The 25,592-nt window shown below is 65.5% G+C and carries 25 protein-coding genes and 1 riboswitch; of the genes, 17 read left to right on the top strand and 8 right to left on the bottom strand.

Going from position 1 to position 25,592, the window contains the following annotated elements:
* The first annotated feature begins 7 nt into the window (after positions 1-7).
* The 3 genes from GKC28_RS17390 to glpD all read left to right on the top strand — a co-directional run bounded on the left by GKC28_RS17390 (position 8) and on the right by glpD (position 3,581).
* Positions 8-1,087 (top strand): DUF1513 domain-containing protein, encoded by a 1,080-nt coding sequence (locus GKC28_RS17390; RefSeq protein WP_174148266.1) that lies wholly within the window; start codon positions 8-10, stop codon positions 1,085-1,087.
* A 138-nt stretch (positions 1,088-1,225) separates the two neighbouring features.
* Positions 1,226-2,011, top strand: a complete 786-nt coding sequence (locus tag GKC28_RS17385) for a DeoR/GlpR family DNA-binding transcription regulator (protein ID WP_174148265.1) — start codon at positions 1,226-1,228, stop codon at positions 2,009-2,011.
* Complete coding sequence (glpD, locus tag GKC28_RS17380) at positions 2,004-3,581, top strand: glycerol-3-phosphate dehydrogenase (RefSeq protein ID WP_174148264.1); 1,578 nt, start codon at positions 2,004-2,006, stop codon at positions 3,579-3,581. The genes GKC28_RS17385 and glpD overlap by 8 nt, the downstream gene beginning before the upstream one ends.
* Positions 3,582-3,674: 93 nt before the next feature.
* Here glpD and cobO read toward each other — a convergent pair whose 3' ends face one another.
* On the bottom strand, positions 3,675-4,310 hold the full coding sequence (cobO, locus tag GKC28_RS17375; RefSeq protein ID WP_174148263.1) for a cob(I)yrinic acid a,c-diamide adenosyltransferase: 636 nt from the start codon (positions 4,308-4,310) through the stop codon (positions 3,675-3,677).
* Between the two features lie 51 nt (positions 4,311-4,361).
* Positions 4,362-4,570, top strand: a riboswitch (cobalamin riboswitch).
* 96 nt (positions 4,571-4,666) lie between these two features.
* Between cobO and GKC28_RS17370 the strand changes: the two genes are divergently transcribed.
* From GKC28_RS17370 to cobJ, 7 genes are all read left to right on the top strand, one after another.
* A complete protein-coding gene (locus tag GKC28_RS17370; RefSeq protein WP_174148262.1) occupies positions 4,667-5,077 on the top strand; it encodes a DUF1636 domain-containing protein in 411 nt (136 codons plus the stop codon).
* Positions 5,078-5,079: 2 nt separating this feature from the next.
* Positions 5,080-6,114, top strand: a complete 1,035-nt coding sequence (cobW, locus tag GKC28_RS17365; protein WP_174148261.1) for a cobalamin biosynthesis protein CobW — start codon at positions 5,080-5,082, stop codon at positions 6,112-6,114.
* Between the two features lie 163 nt (positions 6,115-6,277).
* Entirely contained in the window at positions 6,278-9,523 is a 3,246-nt protein-coding gene (gene cobN / locus GKC28_RS17360) for a cobaltochelatase subunit CobN (protein ID WP_174148260.1), read from the top strand.
* On the top strand, positions 9,520-10,686 hold the full coding sequence (gene cobG / locus GKC28_RS17355; RefSeq protein WP_174148259.1) for a precorrin-3B synthase: 1,167 nt from the start codon (positions 9,520-9,522) through the stop codon (positions 10,684-10,686). Before cobN ends, cobG begins: the two co-directional genes overlap by 4 nt.
* Before the next feature lies 1 nt (position 10,687).
* Positions 10,688-11,317 carry a precorrin-8X methylmutase gene (locus GKC28_RS17350; protein WP_174148258.1) on the top strand — a complete coding sequence of 210 codons (630 nt, stop codon included), beginning with the start codon at positions 10,688-10,690 and terminating at the stop codon, positions 11,315-11,317.
* 3 nt (positions 11,318-11,320) lie between these two features.
* Positions 11,321-12,037: a precorrin-2 C(20)-methyltransferase gene (gene cobI, locus GKC28_RS17345; RefSeq protein ID WP_174148257.1), complete on the top strand. Its 717-nt coding sequence runs from the start codon at positions 11,321-11,323 to the stop codon at positions 12,035-12,037.
* Positions 12,034-12,798 carry a precorrin-3B C(17)-methyltransferase gene (gene cobJ / locus GKC28_RS17340; protein ID WP_174148256.1) on the top strand — a complete coding sequence of 255 codons (765 nt, stop codon included), beginning with the start codon at positions 12,034-12,036 and terminating at the stop codon, positions 12,796-12,798. Before cobI ends, cobJ begins: the two co-directional genes overlap by 4 nt.
* Here the strand turns inward: cobJ and GKC28_RS17335 are convergent.
* The gene (locus tag GKC28_RS17335) at positions 12,795-13,535 is read right to left on the bottom strand and encodes a cobalt-precorrin-6A reductase (protein ID WP_174148255.1); all 741 of its coding nucleotides are present in this window, start codon (positions 13,533-13,535) and stop codon (positions 12,795-12,797) included. The two genes, cobJ and GKC28_RS17335, sit on opposite strands and share 4 nt — an antisense overlap.
* Between GKC28_RS17335 and cbiE the strand changes: the two genes are divergently transcribed.
* The 7 genes from cbiE to GKC28_RS17300 all read left to right on the top strand — a co-directional run bounded on the left by cbiE (position 13,534) and on the right by GKC28_RS17300 (position 19,111).
* Positions 13,534-14,721 (top strand): precorrin-6y C5,15-methyltransferase (decarboxylating) subunit CbiE, encoded by a 1,188-nt coding sequence (gene cbiE / locus GKC28_RS17330; RefSeq protein WP_174148254.1) that lies wholly within the window; start codon positions 13,534-13,536, stop codon positions 14,719-14,721. The two genes, GKC28_RS17335 and cbiE, sit on opposite strands and share 2 nt — an antisense overlap.
* Complete coding sequence (locus GKC28_RS17325) at positions 14,718-15,095, top strand: cobalamin biosynthesis protein (RefSeq protein WP_174148253.1); 378 nt, start codon at positions 14,718-14,720, stop codon at positions 15,093-15,095. Before cbiE ends, GKC28_RS17325 begins: the two co-directional genes overlap by 4 nt.
* Positions 15,092-15,886, top strand: a complete 795-nt coding sequence (gene cobM, locus GKC28_RS17320) for a precorrin-4 C(11)-methyltransferase (RefSeq protein ID WP_174148252.1) — start codon at positions 15,092-15,094, stop codon at positions 15,884-15,886. The genes GKC28_RS17325 and cobM overlap by 4 nt, the downstream gene beginning before the upstream one ends.
* A gap of 4 nt (positions 15,887-15,890) precedes the next feature.
* On the top strand, positions 15,891-17,210 hold the full coding sequence (locus GKC28_RS17315) for a cobyrinate a,c-diamide synthase (RefSeq protein WP_174148251.1): 1,320 nt from the start codon (positions 15,891-15,893) through the stop codon (positions 17,208-17,210).
* Positions 17,207-17,941: a uroporphyrinogen-III C-methyltransferase gene (gene cobA, locus GKC28_RS17310; RefSeq protein WP_174148250.1), complete on the top strand. Its 735-nt coding sequence runs from the start codon at positions 17,207-17,209 to the stop codon at positions 17,939-17,941. The genes GKC28_RS17315 and cobA overlap by 4 nt, the downstream gene beginning before the upstream one ends.
* Positions 17,942-17,966: 25 nt before the next feature.
* Positions 17,967-18,719: a precorrin-6A synthase (deacetylating) gene (gene cobF / locus GKC28_RS17305; RefSeq protein ID WP_174148249.1), complete on the top strand. Its 753-nt coding sequence runs from the start codon at positions 17,967-17,969 to the stop codon at positions 18,717-18,719.
* A 170-nt stretch (positions 18,720-18,889) separates the two neighbouring features.
* Positions 18,890-19,111 (top strand): hypothetical protein, encoded by a 222-nt coding sequence (locus GKC28_RS17300; protein ID WP_174148248.1) that lies wholly within the window; start codon positions 18,890-18,892, stop codon positions 19,109-19,111.
* Positions 19,112-19,221: 110 nt separating this feature from the next.
* Here GKC28_RS17300 and GKC28_RS17295 read toward each other — a convergent pair whose 3' ends face one another.
* From GKC28_RS17295 to GKC28_RS17270, 6 genes are all read right to left on the bottom strand, one after another.
* Positions 19,222-19,515 (bottom strand): DUF1330 domain-containing protein, encoded by a 294-nt coding sequence (locus GKC28_RS17295; protein ID WP_174148247.1) that lies wholly within the window; start codon positions 19,513-19,515, stop codon positions 19,222-19,224.
* 67 nt (positions 19,516-19,582) lie between these two features.
* Positions 19,583-21,073: an NCS1 family nucleobase:cation symporter-1 gene (locus GKC28_RS17290; RefSeq protein WP_174148246.1), complete on the bottom strand. Its 1,491-nt coding sequence runs from the start codon at positions 21,071-21,073 to the stop codon at positions 19,583-19,585.
* Positions 21,074-21,172: 99 nt separating this feature from the next.
* Positions 21,173-22,633 (bottom strand): dihydropyrimidinase, encoded by a 1,461-nt coding sequence (hydA, locus tag GKC28_RS17285; RefSeq protein WP_174148245.1) that lies wholly within the window; start codon positions 22,631-22,633, stop codon positions 21,173-21,175.
* Between the two features lie 5 nt (positions 22,634-22,638).
* Positions 22,639-23,889, bottom strand: a complete 1,251-nt coding sequence (locus GKC28_RS17280) for a Zn-dependent hydrolase (protein ID WP_174148244.1) — start codon at positions 23,887-23,889, stop codon at positions 22,639-22,641.
* Between the two features lie 61 nt (positions 23,890-23,950).
* The gene (locus GKC28_RS17275; RefSeq protein WP_174148243.1) at positions 23,951-25,270 is read right to left on the bottom strand and encodes an aspartate aminotransferase family protein; all 1,320 of its coding nucleotides are present in this window, start codon (positions 25,268-25,270) and stop codon (positions 23,951-23,953) included.
* 27 nt (positions 25,271-25,297) lie between these two features.
* A partial coding sequence (locus tag GKC28_RS17270; protein ID WP_174148242.1) for an NAD(P)(+) transhydrogenase (Re/Si-specific) subunit beta occupies positions 25,298-25,592 on the bottom strand: 295 nt, incomplete at its 5' end.

The following is a 25,592-nucleotide window of genomic DNA, read 5'->3' as shown; positions in this document are numbered from 1 at the left end:
ACCCCGCATGACCTCCCGCCGCGGATTTCTGGCAGGCCTGATGGCCTCTGCCCTCGCGCCGCAGGCCAGCTGGGCCGCGGCGGGCAGCCCGGCCTTCCTATCGGCCGGCAAAGACACCAGCGGCGCCTTCCTGCTGGCAGGCCTAACTGAAACGGGCGGGATCCTGTTCCGCCATCCCTTGCCCGGACGCGGCCACGCGGCAGCGGCGCATCCCACCCGCCCGGAGGCCGTCGCCTTCGCCCGCCGCCCGGGCCGCTTTGCCGATGTGATCGACTGCCGTTCCGGCGCCGCCCTCGCCCGGCTGGAACCGCCCCCGGGCCACCATTTCTATGGTCACGGCACTTTTTCGCCGGACGGCAGCCGCCTGTTCACCACCGAAAACGACTATGAAAACGCCCGCGGCATTGTTGGCGTCTGGCACGCCGCAGACGGCTACCGGCGCATTGATGCCTTCTCCTCCGGCGGCATCGGCCCGCATGACATGCTTCTGCGCCGCGACAAACCGGGGCTGGTAATCGCCAATGGCGGCATCGAGACCCACCCCGACAGCGGCCGCGCCAAGCTGAACCTGCCCGACATGCGCCCCAACCTCAGCTACCTGAACCCGGACGGTACGCTGGAAGAGCAGATGGAACTGCCGCAGGACCTGCATCTGAACTCAATCCGCCACCTGTCAATGCGTGCCGACGGCACCGTTGGTTTCGCCATGCAATGGCAGGGCGATACGGGCGAACAGGTTCCCACCGCCGGCCTGCACACTCCCGGCGGCGTGCCGCGTTTGCTGGCCGAGGATGACGCGCGGGTGCTGAACATGCAGGGCTATGGCGGCTCGGTTGCCTTTTCCGACGACGGCGGCCAGATCGGCGTCACCTCGCCGCGCGGCGGGGTGCTGCAGGTGATGGACACGGTCAGCGGTGCTCTGTTGCAGGAACACAGGATTGGAGACGTCTGCGGCTTGGCGCCTTCCGCCGACGGCTTTATGGCCAGCACCGGCGCCGGCCATTTCATAGCCATCTCGGAATCCACCCAACATCTTCTGCACCGCGCGGATCTGGCCTGGGACAATCACCTGATCCCGCTCGCCTGAAACAAGACAACCGGGACAATCACAGGGCGCGCCAGAAATGGTGCGCCCTTTCGTTTCCATTGAAAACGAAATAGAAACGAAAACAATAGTGACTTCTCTTGCGCAGTAGGCTACAGAATCGCGGCGAAAGGAAAGCAAATGGATGCCCTGAGCCGTCAGAACGAAATCATCTCCCTCCTGAGCCGGCAGGACCGGGTCGAGGTCGAGGATCTCTCCCGCCGCTTTGGCGTATCCCTGCAGACCGTTCGCGCGGACCTGCGCGATCTGTCGGCGCGGGGCGCGTTGTCCCGCGTGCATGGCGGCGCCGTCCGGGTCAGCTCCGCCGCCAGCCAGGGCTACGAGGACAGGCGCAAGCTGAACGCCGGCAACAAGCTGGCGATGGCTGCGCTTGCGGCAGAGCTGATCCCCGACAATTGCTCGATCAGCCTCAACATCGGCACCTCCACGGAGCAGGTCGCCCGCGCGCTCTCGGGCCACAGCGGCCTCACGGTGATCTCCAACAACATCAATATTATCAATATGATGATGGGCGGTCAGGCAAAGGAACTGATCCTTGCAGGCGGCACCGTGCGGCAAAGTGACGGCGCCATAGTGGGAGAGGACGCGGTCGACTTCTTCTTTCGCTACAAGGTGGATTTTGCCGTCATCGGCGCCTCAGCTTTGGATGCGGACGGCGCGGTGATGGATCATGACACCCGCGAGGTTTCCGTTGCCCGCGCCATCCTGAAGAACGCCCGCCAAAAGGTGCTGGTCTGCGATGGCAGCAAGTTCGACCGCGCAGCCCCGGTGCGTATCTGTGATGTCTCCGACCTTGACGTGGTGATCACTGACCGCCCGGTCCCCGCAGAATTTGCCGAGGCCGCGCAGGCCGCCGGCACCCGCATCCTGACCGCAGGACAAAACGAAAGCAGCGAAAATGACTGACACGCCTGTAACGGACCTTTTCATCATCGGCGGCGGCATCAACGGCTGCGGCATCGCCCGCGACGCCGCCGGCCGCGGCTTGTCGGTGACGCTGGCAGAGATGAATGACCTCGCCTCCGCCACCTCCTCCGCCTCCACCAAACTGTTTCACGGCGGGTTACGCTATCTGGAATATTGCGAGTTCCGCCTGGTGCGCGAGGCGCTGATCGAACGCGAGGTGCTCTTGAAGGCGATGCCGCATATCTCCTGGCCGATGCGGTTCGTGCTGCCGTTCCACAAGGACATGCGGTTCGACAGCGACACACCGACCTCGAAACTGCTCACGACTTTCATGCCCTGGATGAAGGGCCGCCGCCCTGCCTGGCTGATCCGGCTGGGCCTGTTCCTGTACGATAGCCTGGGCAAGCGCGGCATCCTGCCCGGCACAGCGAAACTTGACCTGGCCGCCGACCCGGCAGGCCGCCCCCTGAAGGACAAGTTCAAGACCGCCTTTGAATACTCCGACTGCTGGATCGAGGACGCCCGCCTGGTTGTCCTGAACGCCCGCGACGCGCAGGCCCGCGGCGCCGAGATCCTGACCCGGACCAAGGTGCTGTCAGCCGAGCGCCATGCGGACCACTGGGTGATCACCCTGCAGAACCAGGCCAGCGGCGACACCCATCAGCGCCGCGCAAAGATGCTGGTCAACGCGGGCGGGCCGTGGGTCGCCGACGTGCTGCACCAGAAGCTGGGCCAGAACAGCCGTGAAAACGTCCGCCTGGTGCGCGGCAGCCATATCGTGGTGCCGAAACTGTTTGATCACGGCCGCTGCTATTTCTTCCAAGGAACGGACGGGCGGATCATCTTCGCCATTCCCTACGAGGAAGATTTCACCCTGATCGGCACCACCGATGCCGACCACCCGGACCCCGACACCGCGCCGGAATGCACCGTGGAAGAACAGGACTATCTGATTGATTTCGCGTCCGGATATTTCAATCAGCCGCTCAAGCTCGAGGACATTGTCTGGACCTATTCCGGGGTGCGCCCGCTTTATGACGACGGCGCCAGCTCCGCCACCGCGGCGACCCGGGAATATGTGCTGACGCTGGAAAAGGCCCAAGCGCCGCTGCTCAATGTCTTCGGCGGCAAGATAACCACCTACCGCAAGCTGGCCGAGGCGGCGCTGGCGAAGATCGGCGAGGTGTTCCCGCAGCTGCCCGCAGACTGGACCGCAGGGGTTGCCCTGCCGGGCGGCGATTTTGCGGTGGCGGATGTGGAAATGCTGCGCGCCAAACTCGCAGCGGACTACCCGTTCCTGACGCCCTACGGGACCCGCCGCCTGATCCGCGCTTACGGCACCGAGGCGTGGGATGTACTCGGGGCGGCCAAATCCGCCGCAGACCTGGGGCAGGACTTCGGCGCAACGATCACCGCACAGGAACTCGATTGGGCCATTGCCCGCGAATGGGTGCGCAACGGTGAGGATTACCTGTGGCGGCGCACCAAGCTGGGCCTGCGTTTGGATGAAGCCCAGCGCGCGGCAGTGGATGCCTACATTCAGGGAAAAGCGGCTCAACGCGCGGCTTGACCGCCTTGCCCGGCTGATATGCCGGGCAGCGCCCGACCCTCCCCACGGGAGGGCGCATTTACGCCCACCCAGGCTCGGGCGCTGCCCTGAGCGTTAAAACTCCACACCCTTCTGCGCCTTCACGCCGGCGCGGAACGGATGCTTGATCTGCCCCATCTCGGTCACCAGGTCGGCGATCTCGATCAGCTCTTCCTTGGCGTTCCTGCCCGTCAGCACCACATGGGTCATCGGCGGTTTCTGCTCCACCAGGAACTCCAGCACCTCCTCCAGGTCCAGATACTCATAGCGCAGGGCGATGTTGATCTCGTCCAAGAGCACCATGGTGTTGCGCTCGTCCAGGATCATCTCCTTGGCCTTCTCCCAGCCCTTCTGCGCCGCGGCAATGTCGCGGGCCTTGTCCTGAGTCTCCCAGGTAAAGCCTTCTCCCATTGCATAGAACTGGCAGAGATCACTGAAGTTCTCCTCGATCAGCGTCCGCTCGCCGGTCTGCCAGGCGCCCTTGATGAACTGCACCACGGCGCAGGGCATCTTGTGGGCGATGCAGCGCATGATCATGCCGAAGCCCGAGGAGGATTTGCCCTTGCCTGGACCGGTGTGAACGATGATCAGGCCCTTCTCGCCCTCCTTGGTTTTCATCATCCGGTCGCGCGCCGCTTTCTTCTTGGCCATCTTGGACGCGTGACGGGCGGCTTCTTCTTCTGAAATGCCGGTTTCGGACTTTTCGCTCATGGGGGCTCTCCAGCTGTTTGACCCCATGTCTTGACAAAGAAGCCCGCCATAGCGCAAGGGGGTTCCGCTGGTTCCTGTGAAAACAGGCGAAGAGGGAATGTGAAGGCCATCCGAGGCCGAAGTACAGCCGCCCCCGCGACCGTGACCGGATGAGGCCGCCATGCCACTGGGAGAGAGCCCGGGAAGGCAGGATGGCCGGCAAGGCCTGAGCGCCTTGGCATCCGCAAGCCGGGAGACCTGCCAGCGACGACGAGATCAACGGGCAGACGGGGTGTTCTGCAACCGGGTGAGGGACTGGCACGACACAGTTCCTTTCTGGCCATCCCGCAAGCCCTGCCGCGACAGGAGACGCGCTGATGGCTGACGATATGGCAGGCAAGACTGCCAGCACCCAGGGACCGGTCACGCTGACCGTTTGCCTCACCTGCCGCCGCGAGGGCGCCGACCCCGAGGCTGCACGCCCCGGCGCTATCCTGCACGCCGCACTGGAAGAGGCCGGAATGCCCGAAGGCGTTCGCCTGCGCGGCGTCGAATGCCTGTCCTCCTGCAAGCGCGGCTGCGCCGTGGCGCTGGTCGGCGGCGCGGAGCGCTGGACCTATGTCTACGGCGATCTCGACCCGGACCAGCATGTCCCCGAAATCCTTGAAGGCGCCGCGGCTTACGCCGCTACCGCCGACGGCGTTGTGCCCTGGCGCGAACGCCCGCAGACCTTCCGCAAGCAATCCGTTGCCCGCATCCCGCCGGCCAAGTTCTTCTCCGAGGAGTAAACATGAGCGACCTCAACAAGATCCCCGTCACCGTCATCACCGGCTTCCTCGGAGCGGGCAAGACCACCCTGATCCGCCACCTGATGCAGAACCCGCAGGGCAAGCGCCTGGCGGTGGTGGTGAATGAGTTCGGCACCGCCGGTGTGGACGGCGACATCCTGAAGTCCTGCGCCGATGAAAACTGCCCGGCGGAGAACATCATGGAGCTGGCCAACGGCTGCATCTGCTGCACTGTGGCCGATGATTTCATCCCTACCATCGAACAGCTGATGGACCTGCCTGAAAAACCCGATCACATCGTGATCGAAACCTCCGGCCTGGCGCTGCCCAAGCCGCTCCTGAAGGCTTTCGACTGGCCCGCGATCCGCTCCCGTATCACCGTCGACGGCGTGATTGCCCTGGCCGATGCCGAGGCGGTTGCCAAGGGCCAGTTCGCGCCCGACCTGGACGCGGTTCAGGCCCAGCGCGAGGCGGATGACAGCATCGACCACGAAACCCCGCTGTCCGAGGTGTTCGAGGACCAGATCTCCTGCGCCGACATTGTGCTTCTGTCCAAGGCCGACCTGGCCGGCGACGCAGGCGTCGAGAAGGCCCGCGCGGTGATCGAGGCCGAGGCGCCGCGCAAGCTGCCGATCCTGCCGATGAGCGAGGGCGTCATCGACCCGCGCATCATCCTGGGCCTGGGCGCCGCCGCCGAGGACGACCTGGAGGCCCGCCCCAGCCACCACGACGGCCATCACGACCACGAGCATGACGATTTTGAAAGCATCGTTGTCGAAATGGGCGAAGTCTCCGACCCGGAAGCGCTGCAGAATGCCATCGTGAAACTCGCCCGCGAGCGCAACATCCTGCGCGTCAAAGGCTATGTCGCGGTGGAGGGAAAACCGATGCGGATGCTGGTTCAGGCCGTGGGCGAGCGCCTGCGCGCCCAGTACGATCAACCCTGGGGCGCACAGCCGCGCAAGACTGCCCTAGTCGTCATTGCCGAGCATGACGACATCGACGAACAGGCCATCCGCGCCGAGCTAGGGGCGTAATTCCATGTTAGCGAAGTGTCAGATTTTTGACGGCACCGCCTGGCCGAAGGCCGGGCAGCGCCCGTCCCGCCCCCCACGTGGCGGGCGCTTCGCTTCCTGCCCCGCCGGGCCGGGCGCTGCCCTCCCCGTTTCCAATCAGAAATGCAGGCAGGGAGCCTGATCCATGCACGTCGTCTTCCGCGAAAGCCACGGCCTTGACGAGACCGACACCCCGCAGGACCTCGGGCAAACGCCTGCGGACCTTGTGGTGCTGTCCTTCTCCGACAGCGATCTCGGCGCCTTCGCGGCGGGCTGGCACCGCGCCGACGGTAAACTGCCTTCGTTGCGTCTCGCCAATCTGGTTGCTCTGAAGCACCCGCTCTCGGTCGACGTCTACGCGGAACAGACGCTTGAGGGCGCCAAGGGCGTCCTGGTCCGCCTGATCGGCGGTGAAAGCTACTGGTCGTACGGACTTGCCACCCTGCAGGACCTCGCCCGCCGCAAGGGGATTGCGCTGGCGGTCCTGCCCGCCGACGGGCGCGAGGATGCGCGGCTGGATGAGCTCTCGACCCTGCCCGTCTCCACCCTGCGCCGCCTGCAATCCCTGTGCGACGCCGGCGGAGCGGTGGCAGCCCAGGCCGCGCTGGCCCAACTCTCCCTCGCCGCCGGCCTCTACGCAGGACCCGTGATCGGCCTCAAAACCACTCCCGAACACGGCTTCTACGACCCGGCCAAGGGCGTTCTGGCCGACCTGCCGCCGCAGGACAAACCGCTGGTTCTGGTGAGCTTCTACCGCTCCTACCTCACCGCTGCCGACACCGCCCCGGTCGATACTCTGATCGAAGAGCTGCGCGCCCGCGGCTATGCCGCCTACGGCGTCTTTGCCGCCAGCCTCAAAGCCCCTTCTGCAGCCAACTGGCTGCGTGAAATACTCCCTGGGCTGAACCCTGGCGCCATCATCAACGCCACCGCCTTTTCTGCCCAAGGCACCGACGGCAACGCCTCGCCGCTCTCCGCCACCGGCTGCCCGGTGTTCCAGGTCGCCCTCTCCACCGCGCGCAAGAAAGACTGGGCCGAGGCCGACCGCGGCCTCTCGCCTGCCGACCTCGCCATGCACGTCGTCCTGCCCGAGGTTGACGGCCGCATCTTCGCAGGCGTCGTCAGCTTCAAATCGCCGGGAAAGAAAGACCCGGACCTTCAGTATTCCCGCTTCGCCCACCGCGCCGACGCGGACCGCATCAAGGCCGCCATCGACCGCGTCGAGGGCTGGCTGCGCCTCGCCAAGCTGCCGAATGCCGAGAAACGCCTCGCCCTGATCCTCTCCACCTATCCCGGCCGCGACCACAATCTCGCCCATGCCGTCGGCCTCGACGCGCTTGCTTCCTGCGACGAAATCCTGCGCGAACTGGCGGCCCAGGGCTACGCTGTCGAGGCGCTGAAAAACACCGGCCTGCGGCTGATGGAAGAAACACTCAGCGTCCCGCTGAAGGACTACCGCCAGGCCCTCGCCACCCTGCCGCAAGACCTTCAGGACACCCTGACCCAGGCCTGGGGCGCCCCGGAACAAGACCCGGATTGCCGTGATGAAGCCTTTCACTTCAAGGCCTTGCGCGCATGCAACGCCCTGATCGCGCTGCAGCCCGAACGCGGCGAAGTGAAAACCCGCGTCGATGACTACCACGACCTCGACCGCACGCCGCGCCATGCCTATGTGGCATTTTATCTGTGGCTGCGCAGCCAAACCGACGCCCTTGTCCACATCGGCGCCCACGGCACGCTGGAGTGGCTGCCGGGCAAAGCGGTCGCGCTTTCCGCCGCCTGCTGGCCAGAGGTGCTGACCGGCCCGCTGCCCGTCGCCTATCCGTTCATCGTCAACGATCCCGGCGAGGCCGCCCAGGCCAAGCGCCGCATCGGTGCCGTCACCATCGGCCACCTACCCCCTCCGCTGGCGCAGACAAACCTGCCCGAGGGCATGGCGCGGCTTGAAAGCCTGCTGGATGAATATTCCACTGCCGACGGCCTTGATCCCGCCCGCCGCGACCGGCTGATCGGCGACATCCGCGCCGAAGCGCAGGGAACCGGTGTGGAGGCCGACCTCGGCCTCACCCCCGACACCTCCCCGGCGGAGGCGATCACCCGCATCGACGCCTTTGTCTGCGACATCAAGGAAAGCCAGTACGGCGAGGGCCTGCATATCTTCGGCACCGGCCAATGCGGGGCAGAGGAACGCGCCGGGCTGATCGCCGCGCTGGACGGCAAGATCGTCACCCCGGGCCCCTCTGGCTCGCCCTTCCGCGGCCGCGCCGATGTGATCCCCACCGGGCGCAACCTCTTTACCACCGATCCGCGGGCGGTGCCGTCTCGGGCGGCGCATGCGCAAGGGGTCAAACTGGCGGAAGAGCTGCTGCGCCGCCATCTTCAGGACCACGGCGACTGGCCCAAGGGGCTGGTGATCGATCTCTGGGGCTCCGCCACCATGCGCACCGCGGGCGAGGAGTTCGCGATGGCGCTGCACCTCGCAGGCCTGGCACCGAAATGGGACGAAGGCTCCGAGCGCGTCTCCGGTTTCGAGGTGCTGCCGCTCTCAATGCTGAACCGCCCGCGCATCGACGTGACCCTGCGGGTGTCCGGCCTGTTCCGCGATGTCTTTCCCGGCCTTGCCCAGATGTTCGAAACTGCCGCTGCCGCCCTCGCGGGCCGCGAGGAGGCGCAGGCCGACAACCCGTATCTCACCGAGACCCCGCGCGTCTTCGGTCCCAAGCCGGGCCAGTACGGCTTGTCGATGAACCCGCATCTGGACGACTACACAGACGACGCACGGCAAGCGGCTGGCGAGGCTTGGCTCAATGCCTCCTCCCACGCCATCGACGCCAAAGGAGAGATCAGCGACGCCCGCGGGGCGCTGGAAACCCGCCTGCAGGGTGCTGACAGTTTTGTGCACTTGCAGGACTTGCCGGAAACCGACCTGCTGGTCGCGTCCGACTATGCCGCGCATGAGGCCGGCTTTGCCGCCGCAATGGCGCGGATCGGCCAAACCACACCCGCGCTCTACCACCTCGACGCAACCCGCCCCGACAAGCCGCAGGCGCGCAGTTTGGGCGAGGAAATCGCTCGCGTCACCCGCGCCCGCGCCGCCAATCCGGACTGGGCCACCTCGATGATGAACCACGGCTTCCGCGGTGCGGCGGAGATCGCCGCCACCCTCGACCACATGGCCGCCTTCGCGCATCTGGCGCAGGTGGTGCAGCCGCATCTGTTCGACCTCTATTTTGAGGCCACCCTGGGCCGCGACGACCTGGTCGAATTCATGGAGCGCGAAAACCCCGAAGCGCTCGCCGCCATGCGCGACCGCTTCCGCGCACTGTTTGACGCAGGCCTTTGGAGCACCCGCCGCAACTCGATCATGGCAGAGCTGGAGGGCGCCGCATGAGTGCTGCCGCCGAGCCCAAGGTCTACGGCTGGTGCCCCGGCGCACTGCGCCCGATGATGTCCGGCGACGGGCTGGTGGTGCGCGTGCGCGCGCCGCTGGGCAAACTGTCCGCAGCCCAAGCGCGCGGTGTTGCAAGACTTTCTGATGAATTTGGAAATGGCCTGCTGGATATCTCCGCCCGCGCCAACCTGCAGATGCGCGGTATCCTTGAAGACGCGCATGAGGACCTGATTGCAGGCCTGCGCGGCCTTGGTCTGATCGACAAGGACGCAAACGCCGAAGCCCGCCGCAATGTCCTGCTTTCTCCATTCTGGAGCGAAGGCGACGACACTCATGCCATCACCGCGAACCTCAGTGCCGCGCTAACTGCTGCCGCGGATCTGGCCCTGCCCGGAAAGTTTGGCTTTGCAGTGGATTGCGGTGAAACGCCGGTGCTGCAAGACACCGCCGCCGACATCCGCATCGAACGGTCCGGCGACAGCCTGATCCTGCGGGCAGACGGTTCTGAGACCGGCAAAACCGTCACACGTGAATCCGCTGTGCCCGAAGCCCTCGCGCTGGCCCGCTGGTTCGTTGAAACCGGCGGTGTCACCGATGGCCGCGGCCGGATGAAACCGCATGTTGCAAAAGGCACCACGCTACCCGCGGGACACACAACCCCAAGAATAAAAACTGGCTTCACCGCAAAACCTGGACCTGCCTCCGCGGGGACACTTGCCGCCTTGGAGTTCGGCCAGATGCCCGCCGCTACGCTTGCGCAGCTGGCAGTCTACGGAGACATCCGCCTCACCCCCTGGCGCGCGCTGCTGGTGGAAGGTGCCGCGAGCCTGCCGCCCCTGCCCGGCCTGATCCTGGAAGCAACGGATCCGCGCCTGCAAGTCATCGCCTGCACCGGGGCGCCCGGCTGCATGCAGGCGCTTTCCGCCACCCGTGATCTGGCAAGGCAATTGGCGCCGCATGTCCCCGCGGGAACCCGCTTGCATATATCCGGCTGCACCAAGGGCTGCGCCTGCCCGGGCGCCGCACCGCTGACCCTGACCGCGACGGCCAAAGACGAATTCTCCCTGATCCGCAATGGCACTGCCGCGGATCAGCCGCTAAAGACCCACCTGAGCGCCGACGCGTTGCGCGCCGCTCCCGAACTTCTGACAGAGGGCAGCTGACATGCTCCACACCTATGAAACCGACGGCGCCGCGATCTACGCCGAGAGTTTTGCCACCATCCGCCGCGAAGCCGACCTGGCGCGCTTCAACAAGGACGAGGAAAGCGTCGTCGTCCGCATGATCCACGCCGCCGGCATGGTGGGCCTGGAGGAGCACGTGCGCTTTTCCGAGGGCATGGCCGAAACCGCCCGCGCGGCGCTGGCCAAGGGCGCCCCGATCCTCTGTGATGCCTACATGGTTTCCGAGGGCATAACACGCCCGCGCCTGCCTGCGGACAACGAGGTGATCTGCACCCTGCGCGACCCGAAGGTGCCGGAGCTTGCCAAGGAAATGTCCAACACCCGTTCCGCCGCCGCGCTGGAGCTGTGGCGCCCGAAACTGGAAGGCGCTGTGGTTGCCATTGGCAACGCGCCCACCGCGCTGTTCCACCTGCTGAACATGCTGAAGGACCCGTCCTGCCCCCGCGCCGCCGCCATTATCGGCTGCCCGGTAGGCTTTGTCGGCGCGATGGAATCCAAGGAAGCGCTGATGGAAGACCTCCCCGTGCCGTCGATGATCGTGAAGGGCCGCCTTGGCGGCTCCGCCATCACCGTGGCTGCGGTCAACGCGCTGGCGAGCTGGAAAGAGTAACCCATGGGTAAAGTCATCTGCGCTGGGCTTGGCCCAGGAGATCCCGACCTGATGAGCGTTCGCTCGCACCGGCTGATCACAAACGCACGCCATGTCGCTTATTTCCGCAAGGCCGGCCGCAAAGGCCAGGCCCGCTCGATCGTTGAAGGCATGCTGGCCGAGGGCGTGACCGAGCACGCAATGGAGTATCCGGTCACAACCGAAATTCCTTTGTCGGATCCCGAATACAACCGGATCCTTGCAGAGTTTTATGAACGCTGGGCCAACACGCTGGCGGAAATCGCCCAAAGCGAAGATGTGGTGGTGCTCTGCGAGGGCGACCCTTTCTTCTACGGCTCCTACATGCATCTCTACACCCGCCTGCAGGGCCGCGCCCAACAGGAGATCGTGCCCGGCATCACCGGCATGTCCGGCTGCTGGCATGCCTCCGGCCAGCCGATCACATGGGGCGATGATGTGCTGACGGTCGCCATGGCCACCCTCAGCGAGGATGAATTGGCCGCCCGCGCCGCCAATACGGACGCGCTGGTGGTGATGAAGATCGGCCGCAACCTGCCGAAACTTCTGCGCGCGCTGGAACGCGCCGGACGGCTGGAAGACGCCTGGCTGGTCGAGCGCGGCACCATGCCCCGGCAAACGGTTCAGAAACTGACTGAGATCGACGGCGAGGTGCCGTATTTTTCCATCGTGCTGATCCACGGGCAGGGACGCCGGCCATGAATGTATCGCAAAACGGCTGGGTGGTGATTGCGGGGCTTGGCCCCGGCAATGAGGCGCTGGTGACCCAGGAAGTGCGCGATGCCATCGGGCAAGCCACGGATATCGTTGGCTATATTCCTTATGTCAAACGCATCGAACCGCGCGAGGGCCTGACCCTGCACGCCACCGACAACCGGGTTGAAGTGGACCGTGCCACTCATGCGCTGGAGATGGCTGCCGGGGGCAAGCGCGTGGTCGTGGTCTCCTCCGGCGATCCGGGTGTCTTTGCCATGGCCTCCGCCGTGTTCGAGGCGCTGGAGAACAACGCGGAAAGCCACCCCGATTGGCTGGCTCTGGACATCAAGGTGCTGCCCGGCATCACCGCGATGCTCGCAGCCGCTGCTGCCATCGGTGCGCCGCTGGGACATGACTTTGCTGCCATCAACCTCAGCGACAACCTGAAGCCCTGGAGCCTGATCGAGAAGCGCCTTCAGCTGGTCGGCGAGGCCGGGCTGGCGATGGCGTTTTACAACCCCCGCTCCAAGTCACGGCCGCATCAGTTTGCCCGCGCGCTGGACATCCTGCGCGATGCCTGCGGCGCGGACACCCTGATCACCTTTGCCCGCGACGTGACCAAGCCCGGGCAGGAGCTGCTGACGGTGCCGCTGAAGGAGGCCACGCCCGAGATGGCCGATATGCGCACCGTGGTGATTGTCGGCAACCGCGACACCCGGCGCGTTGGCAATTACGTCTACACGCCCCGCTACGCGGCTGAGGGTTAATCTGCGGGATGCGACAACCAGGCCATCACTTCTGCCACGCGGCCCAGGACTGGCCGCTCGGGCACCTCAGGTCTGCCGATCATGACGACCGGCAAGCCAAGCGTGCACGCGGCAGTGAGCTTGGCCGCAGCACCAGCGCCACCTGCGTTCTTGGCCACCACATGGGTGATACCATGGCGCTGCATCAGCGCGGTGTCGCCCGCAACGTCAAACGGCCCGCGGGCGATTTCGACCGTTGTGTTCGGCAGCGGCAAGTCCGCCTCCGGCGCGTCTACCAGCCGCAGCAGGTAGTGGTGCTGGGGCTTGGCGGCGAACTGTGCAAGGTTCTGCTTTCCGATCGCCAGGAACACCCGTGCGGGGGCGTCCGGCAAAGCGTTTACCGCGCCTTCGATGCTGCCTGCGTGAACCCACCGGTCGCCCTCCCCCGCCTGCCAGGCCGGGCGTTCAAAGGCGCAGAGCGGTACACCCGCCGCTTCGCAGGCGTGCACCGAGTTGGTGCTCATCTGCGCCGCGAACGGGTGGGTTGCGTCAACCACATGGGTGATGTTCTCGGCCTGCAGGTATGCCGCCAGTCCTTCCACGCCGCCAAAGCCGCCAACGCGGGTGGGCAGCGGCTGGCTGACGGGGGTGGCGGTGCGGCCCGCGTAGGAAAACACCGCATCCATGCCCGCGTCAGCCAGGGTCCTGGCCAGCGTCGAGGCTTCAGTGGTGCCGCCCAGGAGAAGGATGCGAGTCATGTCTGATCCGTGGCTTACGATAATCGGTCTGGGCGAAAATGGACTGGAAGGCCTGAGCGATGCAAGCCGGAAGGCGCTGGCGGAGGCCGAGGCAATATTCGGCGGCCCGCGGCATCTGGAACTGACAGGCGCAGGCAGCAAGGGCCATCCCTGGCCGGTGCCGTTTTCCATCGCGCCGGTGCTGGCGGCGCGCGGGCGCAAAGTCGCCGTTCTGGCCTCCGGTGATCCCTTCTGGCACGGCGCCGGAGGCTCGCTGGCGCGGCACCTGGAAGATGGCGAGTGGGTCTCTTACCCGGTTCCGTCCACATTTGCGCTGGCGGCCAACAATCTGGCCTGGAAGCTGGAAGAGGTTCTGTGCCTCGGCCTGCACGCGGCGCCTTATGCGCGGTTGCGGCCCTTGCTCGGGGCCGGGACGCGCGTGATTTGCACCATGCGGGACGGAGCCGCGCCTGCGGAGCTGGCGGAATGGCTGGCCGCGGATGGCTTTGGCGCTTCCGCTTTGACCGTGATGGAATGCCTGGGCGGGCCGCACCAGAAAGTGCGTTCTGCCACTGCCGAAGGGTTTGATATGCAGGACATTCAGGCCCCTGTGGCGGTGGCCGTTGAGGCCGCAGGCCACAAGGGCCTGCCGCAAGCCTCCGGCCTCGCGGATGATCTCTTTGCCAGTGACGGGCAGATCACCAAGCGGCCGATCCGGGCGCTGACACTGTCGGCCCTTGCGCCTCGTGCGGGCGAGCTGCTGTGGGATATCGGCGGCGGCTCCGGCTCGGTTTCGGTGGAATGGTGCCTCGCGGCCTCCGGCGCACGGGCCATCACCTTCGAACCGCGCGAGAGCCGGCTGGAGAACATCCGCGCCAATGCGACCGCCTTCGGGCTGGATCACCGGATGAATGCAGTGCTGGGCAAGGCACCGCAAGTGCTGGAGGGCCAGCCCCTGCCCGACTGCGTGTTCATCGGCGGCGGCGGGTCGCAGGAACTGCTGGACCACCTGTGGGAGGTGCTGCCCGAAGGCACCCGGCTGGTTGCCAATGGCGTCACCCTGGAGACCGAAACCCTGCTGATGCAGGCCCATGCCGCGCGCGGCGGGCATCTGCTGAAAGCGGAGATTGCCGAAGCCGGGCCCTTGGGCTCCATGCGCGACTGGCGCCGGGCGCGGCCCGTAATTCAGTGGAGCGTCACGCGATGAAGGTGGCGGGCCTCGGATTTCGCAGCGCTGCAACGGCAGCCGACCTGCAAGCCGCGCTGGCGCTGGCAGGCGAGCATGTGGACGCGCTGGCGTCCGTCGCCGAAAAGGCCGCAGCCCCTGCTATGCAGGAGTTTGCGCGCAGCATCGGCCTGCCGGTGATTGCGCTTGAAAATCAGGATATTGCCGGGGAGCAGACCCTCACCTGCTCACCCCGGATCAAGGCGCGGTTCGGCACCGGTTCGCTGGCGGAAGCCGCGGCGCTGGCCGGAGCGCGCCATGGGGCAGCGGGTGCCAAGGCGCGCCTTCTGGCCCCCAGAGTTGTCACCGCGGATGGGCTTGCCACCGCGGCCATAGCAGAAAGACTTGAGCCATGACCGTTCACTTCATTGGCGCCGGACCGGGCGCTGCCGACCTTCTGACCCTGCGCGGGCGCGACATCATCGCCGCCTCCCCGGTGTGCCTCTACGCGGGCTCCTTGGTGCCGGAAGAAATCCTGAGCCACTGCCCAACGGACGCGAAGATCGTGAACACCGCGGCGATGGATCTGGACGCGATCGTGGCAGAGATCAAGGCGGCGCATGAGGCGGGCCAGGACGTGGCGCGGCTGCATTCCGGCGACCTGTCGGTGTGGTCGGCGATGGGCGAGCAGATCCGCCGCCTGAAGGCCGAGGGCATCCCGGTGAGCGTCACCCCCGGTGTGCCGTCCTTTGCTGCTGCGGCAGCGGCGCTGGGGACCGAGCTGACCCTGCCCGGGCTGGGCCAGTCGGTGGTGCTGACGCGGACCCCGGGCCGCGCGTCCTCGATGCCCGAAGGCGAGTCGCTGGAGAACTTTGCGCGTACCGGCACCACGCTGGCCATCCACCTGTCGATCGGCAACCTGGACCATGTAGTGGACAGCCTCACCCCGCATTACGGTGCGGACTGCCCGGTGGCCGTGGTCTACCGCGCCAGCTGGCCGGACCAGCAGATCATCCGCGCCACCCTGGAGACCCTGAAGGCCTCGCTGGACGAGAAAATCTCCCGCACCGCGCTGATCCTGGTAGGACCGGTGCTGAAGGGCGAGGGCTTCGACGAAAGCTGCCTTTATTCCACTGACTACGACCGCCGCTACCGGCCGCAAAGCGCCGACAGCCCCTGGTCGAGCTGGAATCACGGGGACGATTGAGGCCATGACAAACTTGAACCCTCCCGGACTGATGATCTCGGCGCCCTCCTCGGGCACCGGCAAGACCACCGTGATGCTGGGCCTTCTGCGGGCACTGGCCGAGGACGGCCTCACCGTGCAACCCTACAAGAGCGGGCCGGATTATATCGACCCGGCCTTTCACTTGGCCGCTGCCAAACGCCCCAGTTTCAATCTGGACACCTGGGCGATGGACGGCGCGCTGCTGGATGCGGTCACCAGCCAGTCGGAAGGCGCGGAAATCTGCATCGGCGAAGGGTCCATGGGGCTGTATGACGGCGTGGCAACGCGCGGGCAATCGGGCTTCGGGTCCTCCGCCGAAACCGCCAAGCGCATGGGCTGGCCGGTGGTGCTGGTTGTCGATGTGGGCGGCCAGGCGCAGTCGGCGGCGGCCACGGCACTGGGGTTCAAGAATTACGATCCGGAGCTGCCCTTTGCCGGGGTGATCCTGAACCGCGTGGCCAGCCCGCGGCATGAACGGCTGACCCGGCTGGGGATGGAGAAGGCAGGCATCAAGGTGCTGGGCTCCCTGCCCCGCCGCGGCGACCTGACCCTGCCGGAGCGGCATCTGGGTCTCATTCAGGCTGTGGAGCATCCCGATCTGGAAGCCGCCATCGCAGGCTATGCCGCATTCCTGCGCGAGCATGTGGACCTGGAAGCGATCAAGGCGGCAGCACTGGCCGGTAAGGCGCCGGCAGCAGCAAGCCTGCCCAAACCGCCCGCGCAACGGATTGCGCTGGCGCGCGATGCGGCGTTTTCCTTCACCTACCCGCATCTGCTGACCGGCTGGCGGGCGGCCGGCGCTGAAATCCTGCCGTTCTCGCCGCTGGCGGATGAGGCTCCGGCGGCGGATGCCGATCTGGTCTGGCTGCCCGGCGGCTATCCGGAACTGCATGGCGGCACGCTGGCCGCGGCGGAGACCTTCCGCACGGGCGTGCGCAAACATGCCGAAACCAAACCGGTGCACGGCGAATGCGGCGGCTACATGGCCCTGGGCGAGGCGCTGATCGACAAGGAAGGCACCCGGCATGCGATGCTGGGCCTGCTCGGTCTTGTGACCTCCTACGAGAAGCGCAAGTTCCACCTGGGCTACCGCCGCGCGGTGCTGCAGGCAGGCATGCCCGGCTTTTGCGCGGGCACGGCTTTGCGCGGGCATGAGTTCCACTATTCCACCATTCTGGAAGAACCCGACGCGCCCCTGGCCAATGTCATGGATGCAGACGGCGGCCCGGTGCCCGAGACTGGTTCCATCAAGGGCCATGTGACCGGCACCTTCTTCCACCTGATCACCGGAGAAAGCGCATGAGCGGTTTTGTGAGCTTTGTGTCCTCCGGCCCCGGCGACCCGGAATTGCTGACCGTCAAGGCGGTGAAGCGGCTGGAAGCGGCGGATGCGGTGCTGTTCGACGATCTATCCTCCGGTCCAATCCTGAGCCATGCGCGCGCAGATGCCGATCTGGTGGGCGTCGGCAAACGGGCCGGCCGCCCCTCGCCCAAGCAGGACCATGTGAGCCAGCTGCTGGTGGATTACGCCCAGAGCGGCCTGAAGGTTGTGCGGCTGAAATCCGGCGATTCCGGCGTCTTCGGACGGCTGGAGGAAGAAATGACCGCTCTGCGCGAGGCCGGTATCGGGTTTGAGATCGTGCCCGGCGTCACCGCGGCCTCCGCGGCGGCAGCGGCAGCAAATATCCCGCTGACCCGGCGGCTCACTGCGCGCCGGCTGCAATTCATCACCGGCCATGACGTGACCGGCGGTCTGCCCGACGACCTGAACATGGCAGCGCTGGCCGACCCGCACGCGACCACCGTGGTCTATATGGGCAAGAGCACTTTTGCCGCGCTGGCGGAGAAGCTGATGGAAGCGGGCCTGCCCGCAGATACGCACGCCTTGGTCGCCCTGGGAGTTTCCACGCCGCAGCAGAAACTGTTCTGCCACAATGTGGGGGAGCTGCCATCAGTGCTGCGCGCGATGGAAACCAAGGCGCCGGTGCTGATCCTGTACGGGCCGCTGGCGGACCGGGACCTGCCCGGCGCATGAGCGGGCCATCGAGGAAGACACTGTCATGATTGAGCTTTCCCTGATCGGTATCGGCACCGGCAACCCGCAGCACATGACGCTGCAGGCAATCGGCGCTTTGAACGCGCAGGACCTGATCCTGATCCCAAACAAGGGCTCGGGCAAGGACGACCTGGCAGGCCTGCGGCGCGAGATCTGCAACCGGGTGATTGAAGGCAATGGCCCAAGGATTGTTGAATTTTCGCTGCCCGTCCGTGACGAGGCCATTAAGAGCTACCGCAAGCGGGTGGACGACTGGCACGACGCGATCGCCGAAATATGGTGGCAAAATTTAAGCGCCGGCCTGCCGGAGGGCGGCAAGGCCGGGTTTCTGGTCTGGGGCGATCCGTCGCTTTACGACAGCACCATGCGGATTGCCGAGCGGTTGAAACAGATCGCCGAGATCAGTCTGACAGTGATCCCCGGCATCACCTCAATCCAGGCGCTGACCGCGGCGCATGCCATCCCGGTCAACGAAATCGGCGCCCCCTTCACCATCACCACCGGCCGCCGGCTGCGCGAGAACGGCTGGCCGGATAGCGCCGATACACTCGTGATCATGCTGGACGGGGAATGCTCGTTCCAGTCCATCGAGCCGGAAGGTGTAGAAATCTACTGGACCGCCTACGCAGGAATGGAAAACCAGATCTCCATTTCTGGTTCTCTGGCGGATGTAGCCGGCCAGATCATCAATACGCGCGCAGCGGCGCGGGCCGTGCACGGCTGGATCATGGATATCTACCTGTTGCGCCGGGGATGACCCTGGCCTCAGTAACGTGCTCCCCTTTGAGTCCGCGTTACTAAATTAGCCCTGTTCAGGGATTGATGTGATCCCGGGAAAGCCCCCGGTTTTGACTAGGCCTAGACCCATTGATTTGGGTGCAGTTGCCGCTCCGGGCTGTTTCAAGCTCCTGAACTCCAGGAGGCGTGATGAGCAACCTGCTTTTGCTGACCGGCGCGCAGATGGCTCGGTTGAGACACTGCTTTCCCAAGGCCGCTGCGCCGCAGCGGGCCTTGATTTCAGATGTGCGGGTGGTTCAGGACGCTGATGCGCTCGGCGGCCATCAGCTTGAACCTGTTGGGGAATTGGCCGGGATCATGTCATTGGGGATGCTGGAACTAACAAAGCCCTCAAGCGCCACTTTGCCCTGAACGCTGCCGAATAGCGCTCTCGTTGCGCCTGCGCGAACTTCCCTTCTGCAGTTTAACAAAAGGATTCGCAGTTGGCCCAATTAAACGACCTTTCTTGCAGGAGGGCACAGTCAGGCTTGGGCGCCTTCCACAATCACGATATTGGCAATTCCGGCGCCAAGGCGGTGGTTTTTCGCCGCCTGGTATTCCGGCGAATTGTAGCAGCTAAGCGCCGCCTCCATCGAGTCGAACTCGATGACAACATTGCGCAGATGGCCGTCGCCCTCCATCTGCTCGCAGGCGCCGCCGCGGGCCAGCACGCGGGCGCCGAACTTTTTGAACGCCTCCGTCGCGCCTTCGGCATAGAGCTTGTAGGGGGCCGGGTTGGTCACGGTGACATGGGCAATCCAATAGGCTTTGGGCATTGGGCATTCTTTCAGTTTGATGTCTGCAGCACGCCCCGGAGCGGGTATTCCGCTCCGGGGCCGAGTTTCACTTGTTGAGGATCTTCGACAGCACCAGGTAGGCGGCACCGGCCACGAAGAGGCCCACGAACCACGCATAGGTATAGATCGTGGCGAAGAAATCCGAGGTGCCCGCGGTGAGGCCGACACCGGCAAGGAAGCCCGGCAGGTTCGGCAGGATGCCGATCACCAGCGCCCAGACACCGGCCCAGTTGGTGCCGTTCGTGCCCGAGTAGATGCCGTCCATCTTGAACAGGTCAGCGACTTCCAGCTTGGTCTTGCGCAGGAGGTAGTAGTCCGCCAGCATCACGCCCGCGATCGGCCCCAGCAGCGCCGAATAGGCGATCAGCCAGCCGACGATGTGGTTGACCAGCACCCAGGGGAACATGGCGATGCCGATGCCCGCGGTGATGTAGCCGCCACGCTTGAGGTTGATCTTGCTGGGCGCGAGGTTGGCGAAACCATGTGCCGGCGCCACCACATTGGCCGCGAGGTTGGTGGTCAGCGTTGCCACGATCAGCGCGAACAGGGCGATGATCACCGACAGGCCGCCCATCTTCTCGGAGAGCTGGATCGGGTCCCAGATCGCCTCGCCGAAGATCACCACGGTGGCCGAGGTCACGGCGGAGGCGATGAAGGCAAACAGCGCCATCGGGATCGGCAGGCCGACCATCTGGCCGAGGAACTGGTCCTTCTGGCTGCGTGCGTGGCGGGTGAAGTCGGGGATGTTCAGCGCCAGCGTTGCCCAGAAGCCGATCATGCCGGTGAGGCTGGGCCAGAACACTTTCCAGAACTGGCCTTCCTGCGGCTGGCCGGGATCAAAGGCGCTGGGGGTCGACAGCATCTCGCCGAAGCCGCCCGCGTTGACATAGGCCCAGCCCAGCAGCGCCAGACCCATCGCCAGCAGGAACGGGGCCGCATAGGTTTCCAGCCAGCGGATCGACTCGGTGCCGTTCTTGATGAAGTAGAGGTGCAGACCCCAGAAGGCGAGGAAACAGATGAACTCACCCGCGCTGATGCCGAGGATGGCCAGCGGCTCTCCCGCCAGCGCGCCGCCGGTGAGGGTGTTGAGGATCACGAAGATCGCCGAGCCGCCAACCCAGGTCTGGATGCCGAACCAGCCACAGGCGACGATGCCGCGCGCGACGGCGGGGATCTTTGCACCGGTGGGGCCGAAGGAGGAGCGCAAGAGCACCGGGAAGGGGATGCCGTATTTGGTGCCCGCGTGGCCGACCAGCACCATCGGGATCAGCACGATGGCATTTGCGGCCAGGATGGTCAGCACCGCCTGATCCCAGCTCATGCCCGAGCCGATCAGGTAGGAGGCCAAGAGGTAGGTCGGGATGCAGACCACCATGCCGACCCAGAGAGCGGCAATCGCCAGCCAGTCCCAGGTCCGCTGCTCTGCGGTGGTGGGCAGCTGGTCCTCGTTGAACAGCTCCGGGTCGATCCCAGCCAGATCAACCTGCTGCGCCGATTGGGCGCCGGAGGCGGTGTATCCGCTTGTTATATCAGCCATTATCAGTTCTCCCTGTTATTTGGCTTGCGACGGCCCCTTCTTGTTGTCGCGGGGTCCGCCAGATGTGAAAATTCCCCGGCTTGCACCGGGGAACCTCGATCAGACGCAGGCGGGCATGTTTTCCGCCGAGCGCTGGACCTGCCGCGGGGCGGTCAGCTCTTTCCATTTCGACAGCGCCTTGTTCACCTCCGGGAAGGGGGCGCGTTCGACAAAGCGCCCGTGGCCCGGTGTGGCGCAGACCTTGCCGTCGTCCACCGCGACCTCACCCCGGCTGAGGGTGTAGCGCGGCAGGCCGGTGACCTCGCGGCCCGCAAAGACGTTGTATTCCACCACCGACTGCTGGGTCTCGGGCGAGATCACCTTGGATTTCTTGGGCTCCCAGACCACCAGGTCGGCGTCGGAGCCTTCCACGATCGCGCCCTTCTGCGGGTAGATGTTGAGGATCTTGGCGATGTTGGTGGAGGTGACGGCGACGAACTCGTTCGGGGTCAGTCGGCCAGTGTTGACGCCTTCGGTCCACAAGACCGGCATGCGGTCTTCGAGACCGCCGGTGCCGTTGGGGATCTTGGTGAAATCGTCGATGCCGGTGCGTTTCTGGTCCACGGTGAAGGCGCAGTGGTCGGTCGCGACCACCTGCAAGGAGCCCGCCTGAAGACCGGCCCAGAGACTGTCCTGATGGGATTTGTCACGGAACGGCGGCGACATCACCCGCTGCGCGGCATGGTCCCAATTGGGGTTGCGGTATTCGCTTTCATCCAGCACCAGGTGCTGGATCAGCGGCTCGCCAAAGACACGCATGCCCTTCTGGCGCGCCCGGCGGATCGCCTCATGCGCCTGTTCGCAGGAGGTATGCACCACGTAGAGCGGCACGCCCGCCATATCGGCGATCATGATGGCGCGGTTGGTGGCTTCGCCCTCGACCTCCGGCGGGCGCGAGAGGCCGTGGCCCTCGGGACCACGGATGCCGTCGGCCAGCAGCTTCTGCTGCATGGTGGCCACCACGTCGCCGTTTTCCGCATGCACCATCGGCAGCGCGCCGAGGGCGGCGCAGCGGCGGAAGCTGTCGAACAGCTCGTCATCCTCCACCATCAAGGCACCCTTGTAAGCCATGAAATGCTTGAAGGAGTTGATGCCGAGGTCGACCACCTGCTGCATCTCGTTGAAGACCTGCTCGCTCCACCAGGTCACCGCCATGTGGAAGGAATAATCGGCGCAGGCACGTTTCGACTTGGCGTGCCAGGTCTCCAGCGCCTCCAGCATCGACTGACCGGGGCTCGGCAGGCAGAAATCCACCACCATGGTGGTGCCGCCCGCCAGGCCCGCGCGGGTGCCGGATTCGAAATCATCCGCCGAATGGGTGCCCATGAAGGGCATTTCCAGATGCACATGCGGGTCGATGCCGCCGGGCATGACGTAGCAGCCGGTGGCGTCGAGCACCTTGTCGCCGCTCAGGCCTGCGCCGATCTGGACGATCTTGCCCGCCTCGATGGCGACATCGGCTTCATAGCTGCGGTCGGCGGCGACGATGGTGCCGCCCTTGATCACGGTTCGTTGTGTCATGGCTGTCACTCCACGATTTCTGCGGTTTCAAGAACGGCGTGCAGCAGCACGTCGGTGCCCGCCGCCGCCCATTCGCGGCTGATTTCCTCGTCTTCGTTGTGGCTGAGCCCGTCAACGCAGGGGCACATCACCATCGCGGTCGGGGCCACCTTGTTGATCCAGCAGGCATCGTGGCCCGCGCCGGAGATGATGTTGCGGTGCGAATAGCCGAGCTTTTCCGCGGCCCGGCGCACGGCAGCGACGCAGCCCTCGTCAAAAGTGACGGGGTCGAAATGGCCGACCTGCTCGATCTCGAGCCCCAGCTCCAGCTCCTCGGCGATTTTCGCGGCACCTTCGCGCAGGCGGCGCTCCATGTCCGCTTGCGTATCGAAACTGGGCGAGCGGAAGTCGATGGTGAAGACCACCTTGCCCGGCACGATGTTGCGGCTGTTGGGATAATAGTCGCAGTGACCCACGGCACCGACCGCATCGGGCTGGTGGCTCATCGCGATCTCATGCACGAGGTCGGTGATCCGCGCAGCGCCCAGACCTGCGTTGCGGCGCATTGGCATCGGGGTGGAGCCGGTGTGCGCCTCTTGCCCGGTCAGCGTCACCTGCAGCCAGTTCAGCCCCTGACCGTGGGTGACGACGCCGATGACCTTACCCTCGGCCTCCAGAATCGGGCCCTGCTCGATGTGCAGCTCGAACATCGCGTGCATCTTGCGCTGCCCCACGGGCTCATCGCCCACGTAACCGATGCGGGCCAGCTCCTCGCCGAATTTTTTGCCCTCGGCATCTTCGCGCGCGTAGGCCCAGTCCTGCGTGTGCACACCGGCAAAAACGCCGGAGGACAGCATCGCGGGCGCAAAGCGGGTGCCCTCCTCGTTGGTCCAGTTCACCACCACGATGGGGCGGCGCGGGGTGATGCCCAGATCGCGGATCGAGCGCACGACCTCGAGCCCCGCCAGCACGCCCAGCACGCCGTCGTATTTGCCCCCCGTCGGCTGGGTGTCCAGATGGCTGCCCATCATCACCGGATCCACATCGGGTTCCGCGCCTTCAAGGCGGGCAAACATGTTGCCCATGCTGTCGACGCCGACGGTCATCCCGGCCTCTTCGCACCAGCGCTTGAACAGATCGCGGCCCTGCTTGTCCTCGTCGGTCAGCGTCTGGCGATTGCAGCCGCCGCGCAGGCCGGGGCCAACCTGTGCCATTTCCATCAGCGAATCCCACAGGCGGCTGCCGTTGATGCGGGCGTTGCTTTGCACGTCTTTCATGTCTTTCTCCCTGTTCGCCCCTGCCCCGCGCGCCCATGGGCCGCACGGCAGGGGCAGGTTTTTAGGCGATGAGCGATTCGGCGAGGATGCCGACCAGCTCGTCGATTTCCTGCTTTTCGATGATCAGCGGCGGCGACATGGCGATGATGTCGCCGGTGGTGCGCAGATGCGCCCCCTTGTCCCAGGCCCTGAGGTAGACGTCCAAGGCGCGCTTGGTGGGCATGTCCGCCACCGGCTCCAGCTCCACCGCGCCGACCAGGCCCGCGCAGCGGATGTCCTTCACATGCGGCAGGCCCTTCAGGCTGAACATCGCCTCGGCCCAATAGCCCTCCAGCGAGGCGGCGCGCTCGAACAGCTCCTCCTCGCGGTAGGTGTCGAGCGCCGCCAGCGCCGCCGCGCAAGCCACCGGGTTGCCGGAGTAGGTGTAGCCATGGAACAGCTCGATCATGTGCTCCGGGCCGGTCATGAAGGCATCGTGGATTTCGCTGCTGATCATCACCGCGCCCATCGGGATCACCCCGTTGGTCAGACCCTTGGCGGTGGTGATCATGTCCGGCTCGACACCATAATAATCCGCACCAAAGGCCCGGCCGAGACGGCCATAGGCGGTGATCACCTCGTCAAAGATCAGCAGGATTCCGTGCTCGCGGGTAATCTCGCGCAGGCGTTTCAGATAGCCCTTGGGCGGCAGGATCACCCCGGCGGAGCCCGCCATCGGCTCGACGATCACCGCGGCGATGGTCTCGGCGCCGTGCAACTCGATCAAACGCACCAGATCCTCGGCCAGCTCGACGCCATGCTCGGCCTCGCCCTGGCTGTAGGCGTTGCGCTCAAGGTCATGGGTGTGGCGCAGGTGGTCAACGCCGGTCAACAGGCTGCCGAAGTGGCGGCGGTTGTTGACGATGCCGCCCACCGCGATGCCGCCAAAGTTCACCCCGTGGTAGCCCTTCTCGCGGCCGATCAGCCGGGTGCGGGAGGCATTGCCCCTGGCCTTGTGATAGGCCAGCGCGATCTTCAGCGCGGTTTCCACCGATTCCGAGCCGGAGTTGGTGAAGAACACGTGGTTCAGATCACCCGGTGCCAGTTCCGCCAGCCGGTTCGCCAGCTCGAACGCCTTGGGGTGGCCCATCTGGAAGGCCGGCGCATAGTCCAGCTCCGTCATCTGGTTCTTTACCGCCTCGGTGATGCGCGGCGCGGCGTGGCCCGCGTTCACGCACCACAGGCCCGCGGTGCCATCCAGCACCTTCTTGCCCTCGGTGGTGGTGTAATACATGCCTTCCGCACCCGCGATCATGCGCGGGTTCTGCTTGAAATGCCGGTTGGCGGTGAAGGGCATCCAATAGGCGCCCATGGCGTTGGCACGCTTGGGGTTGGTGTCCATGTCGGGTTCCTTTGTCTTGATGAGAGGTCAGCTGACTGCGGTCAGCAGCGTGTCGAGGCTCTGTTTTGCATCACCGTAGAACATGCGGGTGTTCTCCTTGAAGAACAGGGGGTTCTCGATGCCGGAGTAGCCGGTGCCCTGGCCGCGTTTGGAGACGAAGACCTGTTTTGCCTTCCAGCACTCCAGAACCGGCATGCCGGCGATCGGCGAGTTGGGGTCCTCCTGGGCGGCCGGGTTCACGATGTCGTTGGAGCCGATCACGATGGCCACGTCGGTGGACGGGAAATCGTCGTTGATCTCGTCCATCTCCAGCACGATGTCG

This window comes from Leisingera sp. ANG59 (genome assembly GCF_013317235.1).
GTDB lineage: Bacteria > Pseudomonadota > Alphaproteobacteria > Rhodobacterales > Rhodobacteraceae > Leisingera.
Note: the sequence above shows the minus strand (reverse complement) of the source record. Positions and strands in the feature narration are given on the sequence as shown.

What these genes read in the sequence shown, in the direction of transcription:
- GKC28_RS17370 (WP_174148262.1), top strand. Translation starts at nt 4,667, where the DNA reads ATGGCTGACGATATGGCAGGCAAGACTGCCAGCACCCAGGGACCGGTC.
- cobJ (WP_174148256.1), top strand. Translation starts at nt 12,034, where the DNA reads ATGAATGTATCGCAAAACGGCTGGGTGGTGATTGCGGGGCTTGGCCCC.
- GKC28_RS17350 (WP_174148258.1), top strand. Translation starts at nt 10,688, where the DNA reads ATGCTCCACACCTATGAAACCGACGGCGCCGCGATCTACGCCGAGAGT.
- cobO (WP_174148263.1), bottom strand. Translation starts at nt 4,310, where the DNA reads ATGAGCGAAAAGTCCGAAACCGGCATTTCAGAAGAAGAAGCCGCCCGT.
- GKC28_RS17390 (WP_174148266.1), top strand. Translation starts at nt 8, where the DNA reads ATGACCTCCCGCCGCGGATTTCTGGCAGGCCTGATGGCCTCTGCCCTC.
- GKC28_RS17295 (WP_174148247.1), bottom strand. Translation starts at nt 19,515, where the DNA reads ATGCCCAAAGCCTATTGGATTGCCCATGTCACCGTGACCAACCCGGCC.
- GKC28_RS17290 (WP_174148246.1), bottom strand. Translation starts at nt 21,073, where the DNA reads ATGGCTGATATAACAAGCGGATACACCGCCTCCGGCGCCCAATCGGCG.
- GKC28_RS17325 (WP_174148253.1), top strand. Translation starts at nt 14,718, where the DNA reads ATGAAGGTGGCGGGCCTCGGATTTCGCAGCGCTGCAACGGCAGCCGAC.
- cobN (WP_174148260.1), top strand. Translation starts at nt 6,278, where the DNA reads ATGCACGTCGTCTTCCGCGAAAGCCACGGCCTTGACGAGACCGACACC.
- glpD (WP_174148264.1), top strand. Translation starts at nt 2,004, where the DNA reads ATGACTGACACGCCTGTAACGGACCTTTTCATCATCGGCGGCGGCATC.
- GKC28_RS17315 (WP_174148251.1), top strand. Translation starts at nt 15,891, where the DNA reads ATGACAAACTTGAACCCTCCCGGACTGATGATCTCGGCGCCCTCCTCG.
- cobG (WP_174148259.1), top strand. Translation starts at nt 9,520, where the DNA reads ATGAGTGCTGCCGCCGAGCCCAAGGTCTACGGCTGGTGCCCCGGCGCA.
- cobF (WP_174148249.1), top strand. Translation starts at nt 17,967, where the DNA reads ATGATTGAGCTTTCCCTGATCGGTATCGGCACCGGCAACCCGCAGCAC.
- cbiE (WP_174148254.1), top strand. Translation starts at nt 13,534, where the DNA reads ATGTCTGATCCGTGGCTTACGATAATCGGTCTGGGCGAAAATGGACTG.
- GKC28_RS17300 (WP_174148248.1), top strand. Translation starts at nt 18,890, where the DNA reads ATGAGCAACCTGCTTTTGCTGACCGGCGCGCAGATGGCTCGGTTGAGA.
- cobW (WP_174148261.1), top strand. Translation starts at nt 5,080, where the DNA reads ATGAGCGACCTCAACAAGATCCCCGTCACCGTCATCACCGGCTTCCTC.
- cobM (WP_174148252.1), top strand. Translation starts at nt 15,092, where the DNA reads ATGACCGTTCACTTCATTGGCGCCGGACCGGGCGCTGCCGACCTTCTG.
- GKC28_RS17385 (WP_174148265.1), top strand. Translation starts at nt 1,226, where the DNA reads ATGGATGCCCTGAGCCGTCAGAACGAAATCATCTCCCTCCTGAGCCGG.
- GKC28_RS17275 (WP_174148243.1), bottom strand. Translation starts at nt 25,270, where the DNA reads ATGGACACCAACCCCAAGCGTGCCAACGCCATGGGCGCCTATTGGATG.
- GKC28_RS17335 (WP_174148255.1), bottom strand. Translation starts at nt 13,535, where the DNA reads ATGACTCGCATCCTTCTCCTGGGCGGCACCACTGAAGCCTCGACGCTG.
- hydA (WP_174148245.1), bottom strand. Translation starts at nt 22,633, where the DNA reads ATGACACAACGAACCGTGATCAAGGGCGGCACCATCGTCGCCGCCGAC.
- cobA (WP_174148250.1), top strand. Translation starts at nt 17,207, where the DNA reads ATGAGCGGTTTTGTGAGCTTTGTGTCCTCCGGCCCCGGCGACCCGGAA.
- GKC28_RS17280 (WP_174148244.1), bottom strand. Translation starts at nt 23,889, where the DNA reads ATGAAAGACGTGCAAAGCAACGCCCGCATCAACGGCAGCCGCCTGTGG.
- cobI (WP_174148257.1), top strand. Translation starts at nt 11,321, where the DNA reads ATGGGTAAAGTCATCTGCGCTGGGCTTGGCCCAGGAGATCCCGACCTG.